General features: G+C 59.9%; 10 protein-coding genes. 3 read left to right on the top strand and 7 right to left on the bottom strand.

Annotated elements, in window-relative coordinates; all coding sequences use genetic code 11:
• Window positions 1-289 precede the first annotated feature (289 nt).
• A complete protein-coding gene (locus tag AABM55_RS11285) occupies window positions 290-775 on the top strand; it encodes an Lrp/AsnC family transcriptional regulator (protein ID WP_347929594.1) in 486 nt (161 codons plus the stop codon).
• Window positions 776-1,014: 239 nt separating this feature from the next.
• The gene (locus tag AABM55_RS11280) at window positions 1,015-1,308 is read left to right on the top strand and encodes a DUF3761 domain-containing protein (RefSeq protein ID WP_347929593.1); all 294 of its coding nucleotides are present in this window, start codon (window positions 1,015-1,017) and stop codon (window positions 1,306-1,308) included.
• 135 nt (window positions 1,309-1,443) lie between these two features.
• On the opposite strand, the gene AABM55_RS11275 is transcribed toward AABM55_RS11280, so the two are convergent.
• The 7 genes from AABM55_RS11275 to AABM55_RS11245 form a co-directional block, all read right to left on the bottom strand.
• Window positions 1,444-3,087 (bottom strand): fatty acid--CoA ligase, encoded by a 1,644-nt coding sequence (locus AABM55_RS11275; protein ID WP_347929592.1) that lies wholly within the window; start codon window positions 3,085-3,087, stop codon window positions 1,444-1,446.
• A 24-nt stretch (window positions 3,088-3,111) separates the two neighbouring features.
• Window positions 3,112-4,890 (bottom strand): acyl-CoA dehydrogenase C-terminal domain-containing protein, encoded by a 1,779-nt coding sequence (locus tag AABM55_RS11270; RefSeq protein ID WP_347929591.1) that lies wholly within the window; start codon window positions 4,888-4,890, stop codon window positions 3,112-3,114.
• Between the two features lie 7 nt (window positions 4,891-4,897).
• Entirely contained in the window at window positions 4,898-7,432 is a 2,535-nt protein-coding gene (locus AABM55_RS11265; RefSeq protein WP_347929590.1) for an MMPL family transporter, read from the bottom strand.
• A 31-nt stretch (window positions 7,433-7,463) separates the two neighbouring features.
• On the bottom strand, window positions 7,464-8,537 hold the full coding sequence (locus AABM55_RS11260; protein WP_347929589.1) for a YCF48-related protein: 1,074 nt from the start codon (window positions 8,535-8,537) through the stop codon (window positions 7,464-7,466).
• 71 nt (window positions 8,538-8,608) lie between these two features.
• The gene (locus AABM55_RS11255) at window positions 8,609-9,967 is read right to left on the bottom strand and encodes a DUF1329 domain-containing protein (RefSeq protein WP_347929588.1); all 1,359 of its coding nucleotides are present in this window, start codon (window positions 9,965-9,967) and stop codon (window positions 8,609-8,611) included.
• Window positions 9,968-10,007: 40 nt separating this feature from the next.
• Window positions 10,008-12,023 carry a DUF1302 domain-containing protein gene (locus AABM55_RS11250; protein WP_347929587.1) on the bottom strand — a complete coding sequence of 672 codons (2,016 nt, stop codon included), beginning with the start codon at window positions 12,021-12,023 and terminating at the stop codon, window positions 10,008-10,010.
• Between the two features lie 128 nt (window positions 12,024-12,151).
• Entirely contained in the window at window positions 12,152-12,718 is a 567-nt protein-coding gene (locus AABM55_RS11245) for an alpha/beta hydrolase (RefSeq protein ID WP_347929586.1), read from the bottom strand.
• A gap of 354 nt (window positions 12,719-13,072) precedes the next feature.
• On the opposite strand from AABM55_RS11245, the gene AABM55_RS11240 reads away from it, so the two are divergent.
• The gene (locus AABM55_RS11240) at window positions 13,073-14,125 is read left to right on the top strand and encodes an AraC family transcriptional regulator (protein ID WP_347929585.1); all 1,053 of its coding nucleotides are present in this window, start codon (window positions 13,073-13,075) and stop codon (window positions 14,123-14,125) included.
• The last annotated feature ends 101 nt before the right edge of the window (window positions 14,126-14,226 follow it).

The raw sequence follows: 14,226 nt of genomic DNA, 5'->3' as shown, positions 1-14,226 counted from the left end.
CAAACTTCGTCGTGTCACTACCAATGTCAATATCCACTGCCTGCCAAGATGAAGAATCATTTATCACCCTGCAATCGCGTCCTTCGGAAAAGGAAGCGATCAACTGTGGTTTATTTATTCAACGACGCGTCCGGCATCGGTTTGTACGTAGAGGCTAAAGCGTGGCAACTCCAACATCAGAAGTTGAAAAAATGTTATCCGCTTTAGCAGGAGAAAAATTTTCTATTTTAATTGCTGGAAAGATGAGTTCTGGTAGGATCTACCTCTTTATCACAGGGACGCGGAATTTATGACCGATCAGACGCTAAATCTGACAGATGTCAAAATCCTTACAGCCTTGCAACAGGATGGCAGGATCACCAACCAGACCTTGGCCGACCATATTGGCATGTCTGCCTCGCCCTGCTGGCGCAGGGTCCGGCAGCTGGAAGAACACCGCTATATTCAAGGCTACAGGGCGGTGCTCGACCGACGCAGGATCGGGCTGGGAGTGATGGTGTTCATCCGGGTCAGTATCGACCATCACAGCGCAGCCGAGGCCCGGAAGTTCGAGCAGGAAGTGATGCAGCTGGAGGATGTGGTGGCGTGCTACAGCATCGGTGGTGACGCTGATTTCCTGTTGCAGGTAGTGGCACGCGATCTCGACTCGTATGCCGACTTCGCGATGTCGGTCATCCGACAGTTGCCCGGCATCAAGGAGATGCAGAGCATGTTCGTCCTCAAGGAGATCAAGCCGTTCGTGTCGTTCCCGGTCAAGCGCTCCCAAGAAGCCTGAGCAGACCTTCCAAGCCGCCAGTTAGCCAGAAACTCGCGCACCTGTACTCGCCCTATCACCAAGGTAAAGGGCAGCCCTGTGTTACGCGCATGAACCTAAAAACCAACAGAGCCCAGCACCAGACTGGGCTTTGTCACGTCAGGAAAGACGTCTTGCTTGCCCTGTAATTTCGAGGCGTACAGCAACTCCCAGAAACGACAAAATCCTACACTAGACTAGACTCTGCCTACACACCACGGATGGATCTCCCAATGAAACCAGCCTACCTGGCACTCACTGCGTGTTTGATCTTTCAGCCCGCGTTCGCAAGATCTGGTACTGATCCTCAAGTCGTAAACCCTGACGAGTCGCAACTGATCGAGCATGGCTCGTACATCAATAGCGACGGAAAAACCGTACACAGCCCCGCCCATACAAAATCAAATCGTGCACCCGAGGGTGCAACCGCCAAGTGCCGCGACAACACCTACAGTTTTAGCCAGCACCGCCGTGGCACCTGCTCCCGCCACGGCGGTGTGATGGCTTGGCTATAAGCCATTGCTGAACGTCAACTCCCGTCTCCAGAGCCGCTATCGAGACAGCACAAAAGAACCGATCCCAAACGACTCTATTCATAGAAGACCTCGCAATGAGTGGTCAGGATTGACGTAGCATCCGCCGCACCTTTTTCACCTCAACTCGCTTTCCCGGATCAGTTTCTTATTAATCTTCCCGACACTGGTTTTAGGAATTTCGGTGACGAACTTGAACTGCTTGGGGATCGCCCATTTGTTGATGCGGCCACGCTCGACAAACCCTTGCAGATGCACCTCCAGGATCTTGCGGTCGAGATATTGTCCAGGCGCGCATACCACCAAAGCCATCGGTCGTTCACCCCATTGCTCATCGGCAATGCCCACGACCGCGACCGACATGACGGCCGAGTGTTCGCTGATCAGGCTCTCCAGTTCCAGAGAGCTGATCCACTCCCCTCCCGTCTTGATGACGTCCTTGATTCGATCCTTGATTTCCACCCCGCCCAAGGCGTCGATAGAAGCGATGTCTCCGGTGTGCATCCAACCGTCGCGCCACAACTCGGCGCCCTTTTCGGGCGCCTTCCAATAACCTTGAGTCAGCCAGGGTGCACGGACCACGATCTCGCCCAGGGACTCGCCGTCGTGAGGCATATCATTGCCGCTGGCATCGACGATTTTAAGATCGACCATCGGCACGGGTGTCCCGGTCTTGATGCGAATGGCCAACTGGTTTTGTGTGGGCAGTTCCAGTTCCTCATCGCGCAGGTACGTTGTGCAAAGCAACGGGCAGGTTTCCGACATGCCGTAGCCGCTGTGTACGCGCATGCCTTTGGCGCTCGCCTCGCTGGCAATGCCCAGCGTCAGTGCGCTGCCCCCCAGGAGCATTTTCCAGCCATCGAAACGGGTTTGAGCCGCTTCCTCGCAGCCCAGGATCATTTGCAATAGGGTCGGCACACAATGGGAAAACGTGACGCTCTCTTCTCGGTACAGCCTGACCAGGCGGTTGGGCTCATAACGACCGGGGTACACCTGCTTGAGTCCCATCAGGGTGGCAACATAGGGCACACCCCAGGCATGCACGTGAAACATCGGGGTGATGGGCATGTAGACATCATCGGAACGCAGCAGCGGCAGACCTTGATAGACACCCAGCGTGCCCACCGCATTCAAAGTGTGCAGGACCAACTGACGGTGGGTGAAATACACACCTTTAGGATCGCCGGTCGTCCCTGTGGTGTAGAACAGGGTCGCCACCGAGTTCTCATCAAAGTCAGGGAATTGGTACTGGTCTGCCGCTTGAGACAACAGCTGCTCATACTCCCCCAGCACGGGTAGAGACGTGTCGGTTGCCGTGTCGTCGGTCAGCTGCAAGTAGCCTTTGACGGTACTGAGCTGTCCTTGAATCTGCTCGACCAGGGGCAGGAAATCATCATGTACCAGCACCAGATCATCCTCGGCGTGGTTCATGGTGAAGAGCACCTGATCCGCAGAAAGACGAATATTCACGGTGTGCAGCACCGCGCCGATCATCGGCACGGCAAAGAAACATTCCAGATAGCGATGGCTGTCCCAATCGAGCAAGGCCACCGTATCCCCGGCCTTGACGCCGGCAGCGGTCAAGGCGTTGGCCAACCTGCGGATCCGTTGGTTGAGGGTCTGGTAGCTGTAGCGCAGTTTGTCGGCGTATACGATTTCCCGACCCGGTTCGTAGCGCACGCCGGACAGCAACAATTGCTTGATCAGCAAGGGATAGGCATAGGCGCCGTCAGCGGGCGGAATTATTTTTGTCGCCATCATGGTTGGGGTTCCTTGTCCTTTCGATCAGAACTGCACGGCGTCCAGCGCGTAGAGGCATTCGCTGCCGGCCTTGACCGCAGCGCTCAACGAGTGGATGCGTGGCAGCAGACGGGCAAAGTAGAAGCGTGCGGTACCCAGCTTGCTGGCGTAGAAATCATCGTCGGCCTGTTTGGCCGTGGCCGCCTTGGCCATCAGGGCCCACATGTAGGCATAGGCGGTGTAGCCAAACACCTGCAGGTACTCGACCGAGGCGGCACCGATTTCGTTCGGGTTGTTCTGTGCCCGATCCAGCAACCACGCGGTCAACTCGTCGAGGGTGTCCACGGCAGCGCTCAACGGCTTGCAGAACTCGCCGAGGTCAGTGCTGGCGTTGGCGATGAAGTGGCGAATCTCGGCGGCGAACAAACGGTAAAGCGCCCCGCCACTGCCAACGATCTTGCGCCCGGCGAGGTCCAGTGACTGGATGCCGTTGGTGCCTTCGTAGATCTGGGTGATCCGCACATCGCGAACCAATTGCTCCTGCCCCCACTCGCGGATGTAGCCATGACCACCGAAGATCTGCTGGCCATGCACCGTGGTTTCCAGCCCCATGTCGGTGAGAAACGCCTTGGCCACCGGGGTCAGCAACGACACCAGCTCCTGGGCGCGAATGCGGGTTGGCGCATCGTCGCTGTACTTGGCGGTATCCAGTTGCAGGGCCACGTAGCTGGAAAACGCCCGCCCGCCTTCGTTCAAGGCCTTCATGGTCAACAGCATGCGGCGTACATCCGGGTGCACGATGATCGGATCGGCTGTTTTGTCGGTGGCCTGCGGGCCGGTCGGCGCACGACTCTGGATGCGTTCGCGGGCGTATTCGACTGCGTTCTGGTACGAACGCTCACCCAACGCCAACCCCTGGATACCCACGCCCAGACGTTCGTAATTCATCATGGTGAACATCGCGGCCAGGCCTTTGTTCGGCGCATCGACGATCCAGCCGGTCGCGCCGTCAAAGTTCATCACGCAGGTGGCGGATGCCTTGATGCCCATCTTGTGTTCGATTGAACCGCAGGACAGCGCGTTGTGCTCGCCCAGCGAGCCATCGGCATTGACCAGTACCTTGGGCACCAAAAACAGCGAAATACCTTTAGGGCCGGCGGGCGCATCCGGCAGTCTGGCCAGCACCAGGTGAATGATGTTTTCGCTCAGGTCGTGTTCGCCACCGGTAATGAAAATCTTGCTGCCGCTGACCTTGAAACTGCCGTCGGCCTGAGGTTCGGCTCGGGTGCGAATCAAGCCAAGATCGGTGCCCGCATGGGCCTCGGTCAGGCACATCGAACCGGTCCAGGTGCCGGCGTACATGTTCGGCAGATAGCGTTCCTTGAGTTCCCGACTGGCGTGGGCATTGATCGACAGGCACGCCCCGGCGGTCAGCATCGGGTACAGGCCAAACGACAGACTGGCGCAATTGACCATCTCCTCGACCTGGGCCGAAATGGCCTTGGGCATGCCCATGCCACCAAATTGCGGGTCGCCGCCGACACCCACCCAACCGCCTTCGGCGAATGCCTGGTACGCCGCGACAAAACCGTCCGGGGCAGTCACCGTGCCGTTGCTCCAGGTGCAGCCCTGTTCGTCGCTGCTGCGGTTCAGCGGTGCGATCACTTCGGCGCTGATCTTGCCGGCCTCTTCAAGGATCGCGGCGGCTGTCTCTTCATCGATCACCTCGGCCAGGCCGGGCAGTCGGGCCCATAGCCTGGACACTTCGAAGACCTCGTTGAGGACGAAATGCATGTCGCGCAAGGGGGCTTTGTAATCAGACATCGTTGGCTTACTCCGCAATAGTCCGGGCGTGATGCATGCCCGAAGGTTGGGTTGGCGCGGTTGCACCGGCATGCCCCTGAGGGGCCTCCGGAACAGGACGACGATCAAGCGACGCCCCCCGCTGCAGGAAATACGACAGGGCAGGAATCAGAATCAGCGCGCCGAGCATGTTCCACAGGAACATGAAGGTCAGCAGGATGCCCATGTCCGCCTGGAACTTGATCGGCGACCAGACCCAGCACACTACGCCGGCCGCCAGGGTGATGCCCACCAGGCCCACCACCCGACCGGTAAACGACACGGCATTGCGATAGGCCTGGGCCAGCGGCAGGCCTTGACGCTGGTAATGCAATTGCACACTGAGCAGGTACAAGGCGTAGTCGACACCAATCCCCACGCCCAGTGCGATCACCGGCAGGGTCGCGACCTTCACGCCAATGCCCATGACCACCATCAACGCCTCGCAGAGGATCGAGGTCAGCACCAGCGGCAACAGCGCAACCAACGTGGCGCGCCAGCTGCGGAAGGTCATCAGGCAGAACAGCGTCACCGCCGCATAGACGTAAAGCAGCATGGTGCGATTGGCCTCGCGCACCACGATGTTGGTCGCGGCTTCAATGCCAGCGGTCCCGGCCGCCAGCAGGAACTGGCGCTCATCGCTGCTGTTTTCGCGGGCGAAGGTCTCGGCGATCCCGACCACTGCATCCAGGGTCTCGGCCTTGTGGTCCTTGAGAAAGGCAATCACCGGCATCAGCGAGCAGTCGGTATTGAACAACTCCGGAGAGTTGACCGAGGCTTGCTGCGCGGCATAGTTCAAGACGTCCTGGTTGCGCTGGATACTGTTGAGCTTGGGGTTGCCCTCATAGGTCCCGGCCGTGATCTGGCGCACGGCATTGACCAGCGAGGACGTCGCCTGCACCCCCGGATACTGCTGCAGTTCCCAGGCCAGACGGTCGGCGAGAACCAGTGTCTTATAGTTCAGGCAACCTTCCGCAGGCGTCTTGATCATCACCGCAAACAGATCGCTGGATAACGCGTAGTGACGGGTGATGTAGGCGTTGTCACGGTTATAACGCGAATCGGCACGCAACTCCGGCGCGCCACTTTCCAGGTCGCCGATCTTCAGGTGCTGGCTGATGACGAAGCCGCCAATGCCCATCAGCAGTGCGATCAGTACGGCGCCCGTGGCCCACTTGGCCGTGGTGAAACGGTCGAGCCAGTCCCACAGCTTGCCAAAGCCCTTGTGTCCGTCCGCCCGGGTGTCGATGTTCAAGGCGCGCTCGGCAGCCTTGGCGCCGACGCCGACATAGGAAAGCGCCACGGGCATCAGCAACAACGAGGTAAAGATCAGCACCGCGACACCGATGCTGGCGGTGATGGCCAGGTCCTTGATCACCGGTATGTCGATCAGCATCAGCACGGCGAAACCCACGGCGTCGGCCAGCAGCGCGGTGACGCCGGCGATGAACAGACGGCGAAAGGTGTAGCGCGCAGCGATCAGTTTGTGGGTGCCCCGGGCGATGTCCTGCATGATCCCGTTCATCTTCTGCGCCGCGTGGGACACACCGATGGCGAAGACTAAAAAAGGCACCAGCACCGAGTACGGGTCGATGGCATAGCCCAGCCAGGCAACGATGCCCAGTTGCCAGATCACTGCGACCAGCGAGCAACCGACCACCAGCAAAGTGCTGCGAACGCAGCGGGTGTAGAGAAAAATAATCACCAGCGAGGTGATCACGGCCAGGCCGAAGAACATCATCACCTGAATCAGGCCGTCGATCAGGTCGCCCATCAGTTTGGCGAAACCGATCACCCGGACCTTGTACTGGCCCTTGCCCTCCTCCCCGGCTTTGCGCGCGGCACTGTCGCCGGCGAACTCGATCCTGTCGCGCAACTGCTCTTCAAGCATCTGCGAGAACCCGTGGTAGTGGATGCTCTGACCGCCGGCCGCGGCCTTGTCCAGCAACGGGACGATCAGCATGCTCGACTTGAAGTCACTGGCCACCAGGTTGCCGACGAGTCCGGCGCGGGAAATGTTCTGGCGCAACTGTTCTATTTGCTCAGGCTTGCCCTCATAGGTATCGGGCATCACCGGGCCACCCTGGAAGCCTTGTTCGGTGACTTCGGTCCAGCGCACCGCCGGGCTCCACAACGACTTCATCCAGGCGCGATCGACGCCTTCGGTGAGGAACAGTTGATCGTTGACCTGTTTGAGCACGTCCAGGTAAGCGGGATCGAAGATATCGCCCTGGGTGTTCTCGACCACCACGCGCACCGAGTTACCCAAACCGCGCAGTGACTGACGGTTCTCCAGGAAATTCTGGATATACGGCTGGCTCTGCGGAATCATTTTCTCGAAGCTGGGGCGCAGTTCCAGGCGCGTTGCGGCCATGTAGCCCAGCACCACAGTGGCCAGCGCCATCAGCAGCATGAACAGCGGGCGATAGTTGAACACCATCCGCTCCAGCCGGTTACCGGAGTGGTGGTCGAAGTCACGCACGTCGCGGATCACCGGCATGGTGTCTTGTTTGATATTGCCCATGACTGGGTTCTCGCTCTAAGGGTTCGAGGTCTTATTCTTTGGGCAGTGCCTGTGCACCACGACTGCCAACCACCACCAACGCGCCATCGGCGGCCTGAGCAGCGCCGGCCACCGGTGACGGTTCGGGTTGCCGCACCAGGCGCATGTCTGCGCCAGCCCCCTGGCTGACCAGCCTCTGCCCGCCCTGGGTGAACAAGCGGTAATGACCGTTGGTGTCGACGAAGCCGGCGGTGATGCTGACGTGCAGGCCACTGTCGAGCGCAGTCCAGCTGAGGCCGCCATCCGTGCTGCGCAACACGTTGCCGCGCAAGCCGTAAGCGATCACTTCGCCGCGCTTGCCGAGCACGCCGAAAAAGCTGCCCTGATAGGGCGTCTGCACGGCGACGAAACGCTGCTGAGCCTCATCCCATTTGAGCAACAGGCCCTGCTCACCGGCGATGTACACCCCATCGCCGGTAGAGGCGATGGCGTTGAGGTGAAAGCCCTGCGGGTTGTCGGTACGGTCCTGAAACGCTGTCCAGTTCCGGCCACCGTCCTCGGTGCGCAGGATCAGGTTGAACACACCGACCACATAGCCGAGGTGGTCATTGGCGAACCAGACGTCGAGCAAAGGTTTATCAGCGCCCTGCTCGACCAGTCGCTGGCCTTCGGCAGCCAGCAGTGGCCATTGTTCGTTGCCGGGTTCTGCACTGGCCAACGCCCCATAATGCTGGACCAGCAAGGCACCGATCTGGCGGCCGTCCAGTTGCTTGCGCCAGGTCGCCCCGGCGTCGCTGCTGTGCAACACCACGCCGTCGTTGCCGACCGCCCAGCCCTGCAGGGCAGAAGGGAAATTCACCGCCGTGAGATCGGCACTCACCGGCACCGCGGCTTGCTGCCAGTGTTTGCCGGAGTCGTCGGAATAGAGAATGTGGCCACGTTGCCCGACCGCGACCAGTCGGTCGCCTGCGCGCGCCAGGCCTGACAACGGGCTGCTGACCGCCAGGGCGCTGACCCTGGCCGGTAGATCCAGCACATCGACATAACCGGCCGCCTGGGTCAGGCCCTGCAACATTGCAAACAAGATGCCCAGCGCCCACTGCAGGTACTTTTTGTTCGAACACATACCGCGTCCTCTTCGGATAGCCGCGCCGGGACACACAACCGTGCATCCCGACGTTCAAACCAGGTGTTCGCTTAGCGAATGCCGGAACCCGCCAGGGACTCCGGCGACCACTGCGCCTTGGAGAGCGGATCGATGTACTTGATGCCGCCGTAAGGCCCCACCACACCGTTGATGTTGTAGGAGCCACCGACCAGGTCGTAGATCATGAAGGGCGTGGAATCCGGGATCTGCTTGTCATAGCTTTGGCTGAGGAACGCGAAGGAGCCTCGGTACAACTGACCACGGGCGTCGTACTGATCGGAGGCCAGAGCGGTCCAGCTGTCTTCATCCAGGTAGAAACGACGCTTCTGATAGATGTGCCGCGCACCCGCCTTGAGGTTGCCCTCCACCACCCAGACCCGGTGTTTTTCCCAACGCACGTAGTCGGGTGCCAGGTGATTGGCGGTGGTCAATAACTTGGGGTCCTGGGCGTAGGTCAGCTTGTAGGTGTTGTAGGGCACGACCATTTCCTGCTTGCCCACCAGCTTCCAGTCGTAGCGGTCGAGTGCACCGTTGAACACAAAGACATCGTCGTAGGTGCCCGCACCGGCAGTGCCGGGATTTGGTGTGTCGTAAGCCAGGTTCGGCGCCAGTTTTACCCGACGCTGGCCAGGCAAGTACTGCCAGCCACGGCGCGGCTGCTGCAACGGGTTGGCGGCGTCCTTGAGCATCACCGCTTCGCCGGCCCGGCGCGCAGGGCCGGTGTAGGACAGCTTCATCTGGTAGTACACGTCGGCGCTGCTGATCGGCTGCGCCAGGTTTTCGTAGATCGGATAGGAAATGAACGCCTGCCCGGTGGTTGCCAGGCTCGGCACACCCGCAGAGTCGACGTTCCACGAGTCGTACTTGGAGTTGATGCTGACGCCCTGATAACGCAACAGGAAGTTCCACATCGCCTCGTTGCCCGACTGCGGGATCGGAAACGGCACACCCGGCAGCACGTTGTCGATCGCCAATCCGCCTTCGAGGGACTTGGCGCCGGTGGCATTTTTCACGCCATTGTCGAGCACCGCCTTGGGCAGTGCGACGGTGCGGTGGGTTGGATAGACATTGACGTGGAAAGTGGGGAAACGCCTGGCCAGTTCCACGGTGGTCGCCGTGAGTTGGCCCTTGTACTGATCGACGTTTTTACCGTCGATTACCAGCAGTGGTTTTTCGTCGGCAAAGGGGTCCGGGCGCATGCTGTCACCGGTTTTGAAACTGGCCGGCGGCGTGGTCAAGCCACCGGAATAGGCAGGAATGGAACCCTCGGCATTCCCGGTTTTTTCAGCCCCGACCAGGGTCAGGCTGCTGCCCAGCCTGGCGGCTTCCTGAGTCGATACAGCGGCCTGAGCCTGAGCGGCAACCGCCATGGCCAGAGAAACGCCCAGCAAAGTACGCACGAATTTCATGTTGTTATTCTCCTGCTCAGGTGACTAAGCCATTCGTGAATCAAAAGGTGGTTTTCATCGTCAGGTAAACCGCGCCACGGTCTGCGGTGGTTGCGCCACCGCCGGAAAAGGCTGAGTAGCCACCGCCATAACACGCGTAGTTTTCGTTGCCGCTGAAGGCGTTCGGTGTGGAGCCGTCACCGCTGCCGGCATTGGCCGCGCCGGTACTTACGCCGCTGACGTCACACTTGTCGGTCTTGCCGAAGGAATCCACGTACTTCAGGTCGACAAAGTATTTGTTGTACACAACGGCACCGACGCCGACCGCATAGTTGCCGGTGTCTTTGGCACCGCCACCGGACACCGGTGAAACGCCGGCAAGCCCTACGTTGATGGACATCGGCATGTTCAAGTCGACCCCCGGGAAGACCTGGTACCAGGTCGGCGTGAAGTTGGCTGCAATGCCCCAGTTGTCCCGGGTCGGCGCATCGACGCCGCGGTAACTGCTGTTGCCCTTGTAGAGCGCCTGATTCTTGCTATCGAGTTTGAGCAGATTGCTGTAATACAGCTCGGTAAGCAGGGTTGCCGAATCGAACAGCGGCGTCTTGGGCAGGGTCATCAGGCCGTTGAGTGTCCAGTGCAGCGTGTCACCGGTGGCACTCATGCTGTCGCCCTTGTCCGGTGCGTCATAGACGATACCGGTCTGCGCCGTACGAGCCGGTAACAGACCCAGACCGGCGCCCAGCCCCAACGGTCCGGTGGTACTGAGAATCGCCGGGATACTGGCCAGCGGCATGTTGTGACGGATGTTCAGGTCGGAGCCGACGCTGACGCCGCCTATCTCTTTCGACAGGCTCAGACCGAAGATGTGGATGTTGTCGGCATAGGCCAATTGATAAGTGCTGGTGCTCAGCGAGTTCAGCGTATTGACGACCGCCGGCACCATGCCCGCTGGCGGAGTCCCGTTGGGATTGGCCGAGCTGATCCCCGTGGCGTTCAACCAGGCTTGAGGCAAAATGTCCGAGGTCTTGCGGTAATAGAAGCCGAGCGTACCGTCCAGCCAGGCGGGCGACCACTTGGCCATCACGCCCCAGTCTCCGCTTTTATCCGGCGTCAGGTCGTGGCCACGACGCACGTTGGTCAGCCCGTTGCACGGCGCCAGGCCACAACCCAGAGGGCTGCCGGGCACCACGGCATTGGTGTTGCCCAACAGGAACGACTGCGCACCGAAACCGACCAGATCGGAACCGCCGTAGTAGGTACCGGCCTCCGGCAGGCGGGCGGCACTCCAATCCAGGAAGTATTGGGCACCCACCGTTAACTCGGGATTGACGGTGAACGACATCGACAGCTGATTACGCGGAACGAACAGTTCCTTGGCTTCGGTACCGGGCGAGGCCGCCAGCTTGGCCAGGTCCAGGCCGGACTGGCCATAGCTGATCGAATGCACCGGGTTGAGGATGGTTTCGCCCCAGAACACGTTGTGCTGACCGGCCTTGACGCTCAGCAGCGACTCCTCGCCCACTTCGGTGCTGTAGAACACGAAGGCATCGAGGATTTCGCCGGAAGGACCGGTGTAGTAACGCTGCGCGTAGTTGCTCAGGTGCGGACTGCCATTGCCGACATTGTCACCGGTGACCGCGGCAAGGCGTGGGTCGTTGGCGACCAGACCCGACTTGGCATCGTTGCCGTTGACGAACGGATTGGCGTTCGAACCGGTGTTCTCGTATGCCTTGTCGTACCAACTGGCGGCACTGACACGAAAACCCATGCTGTTCTTGTAGACCACGTCCATCTCGGTCAACAGGTCAATGCGGTTGGTGATGTTGGTTCCGGCCTTGCGGAAGTTGTAGTCGCCATCGTTGTTGTTCGGCGTCCCCAACATCCGCTTGTCGGCGTTTTCGGTGCGCACGCCGTAGTTGTATTTGACGGTGTTATCAAAACGCGCGGTCCAGTCCGGGTTACCCGTATCGAGTTCAACCGCATGCGCGGCCGGCATGGCGGCGGCCAGAATGGTCGAGGCCAACACGCTGTAACGCGAGGGTGTGAACCCGTGACGCTTCTTATTGTTGTGCATTGCGTTGTCTCCGCTTTTTTGTAGTTGTTTTAAGCGCAGCTGCCCTCACGCAACCGCTTGTTCCAGTGGTTTGCGTTTTTCAGGAATGAGGGCAATTGCCGAAGGCCTGCGGCCAACCGGCGCCTGAACTAGCGGTCCAACTCCAGGATGAGTGCTTCGGCTTGCGGCCAGCGGCCATAGCCCGCTGCCGGATTGAGATGCCCCACTGCGCCCAGATTGAGCAGTTCGGCACCCCAGCCTTGAGCCATGCGCGTGACGGCATCCAGGCTGGCAAGGTGATCGTTGGTGCTGCCGGCCACCAGGCTGCGGAACGGCAGCGGGCCTTGGGGTAAAGGGGCCCAACCATGAGTACGCAGCGTTTCAGCGGATGGGTAGCCTTGCGGCCAATCGGCATCGAGATCCGGAGGCGCGGCCAGCAGAGCGCCCTTGATCGGGCGACTGTGTCGAGCTGCCCAGTGCGCGACCATCAACACACCGGCACTGTGGGCCACCAGAATCACCGGTCCTTCGATCTGCGTAAGTTCGTGCTGGATTGCCTGGACCCGCTTGCTGCAGTCGAGCTTGTCGGTTTCAAGCGGCGGCACACTGCGCACATTGCTCAGGCGGGCCTCAAGCAGCGTTTGCCAATGTTCGGCAACGTGCTCGCGCAGGCCCGGTACGATCAGAACGGTTGCGGCAGTTTGCAGTTTGTCCACATCAACACCTTCGCTTTCTCGATGACTCGACCGGCTCTATCGCCAGAAGCTTTTTGTAGTGTCGACATTAAAGAGCGCCTACCCGTGGCGCTTTTCATTCGGCGTCAGTGACTTTTCTTTTGATGACAGATTTCCAGGTGTTGGCGTGGCGCGACCACTGATCAAAAAACTCCACAGCTCCGGCCCAGGCCACTGTAATCAATGGATGTGAGTCGATTGATCCATCAGGCGACTGTCATTGCCGAGCGCATTGGGGGAGTGCCATCAATGACGTCATAACTGTTCAATTGATGATGTGCTGGATATAGTCGCCACGCTCATTTCCATCGGAATCTGCCCAGGAAAGACCTTCGCATGACCAAGCTTGTTCGCGCCGCCGTCTTGACCAACTACCTGGAGGTCAGTCAGTACCTGGGGTTCAATCCGCGCGACTTACTGGCTGCCGTCGGCCTGAGCAAGGCCCAATTGCAAGCCCCTGAACACCGGATTCCCATCGATGCCGCCGTGCGTCTGCTGGAGGAGTCGGCCGCCGCCAGCGGCTGTCAGAGCTTCGGCCTGAGCATGGCCGAATCGCGCCAGCTCTCGGACTTCGGTGTGGTCAGCCTGCTGCTCAGCCACCAGCGGACGCTGCGTGATGCTTTTCAAGTCGTGGTGCACTACCGTCATCTGCTGAACGATTCGCTGGCCATCTTCATTGAAGAGGCCGGCAAGATGGTGATCATTCGCGAAGAGGTGGTCACCGAATCACCGATGCCCAGCCGGCAAGCCACTGAGCTTGCAATCGGCGTGATGTTCCGCCTGTGCGCGGCGCTGCTCGGCACGCACTGGCATCCCTACAGCGTCAACTTCACGCACCAGCCCCCCGACAACCTGCAACTGCATCGTCGCCTGTTCGGCTGCAACCTGGAGTTCGGCAGCGAGTTCAATGGCATTGTCTGTTCCGATGCCAGCCTCGACATGACCAACCCCCATGCCGATCCAGCCATGGCTCGCTACGCCCAGAGTTACCTCGACTCACTGCTGAGCCACGAAGGACCGTCAATGCTGTTCGAGGTGCGTAAAGCCATCTACCTGCTGTTACCGATGGGACGCGCCACCATCGAGCAAATTGCCCAGACCCAGGGCATGAATGTTCGGACCTTGCAGCGACGCCTCAAAGACGACGGCTGCGCCTTCAACGACCTGTTCAACGACGTGCGCCGCGACCTGGTGCTGCGCTACCTGGAAAACCCGAATTATTCGCTGGGCCGGATCGCCGACATGCTTGGCTACTCCATGGCGAGTTCCTTCACACGTTGGTTCATCACCCAGTTCGGTATGCCGCCCGCCGCGTGGCGCAGTTCACAAAAACAGGCGGCCAAAGCACCAATGAACCCGACCACACTGCCTGGTTCCATCAAACCCTGAACCCATTGAATTGGACGTTGGGATTGCAAAAAAAACGGCAACTGCTGGCACAGTCGCCGCGAAAGAACCGATGTTCATGACACCGCCCAAAAGCCCTGTGG

Source organism: Pseudomonas helvetica (assembly GCF_039908645.1).
GTDB lineage: Bacteria > Pseudomonadota > Gammaproteobacteria > Pseudomonadales > Pseudomonadaceae > Aquipseudomonas > Aquipseudomonas helvetica.
This window is presented reverse-complemented; position numbering and strand designations above follow the sequence as displayed.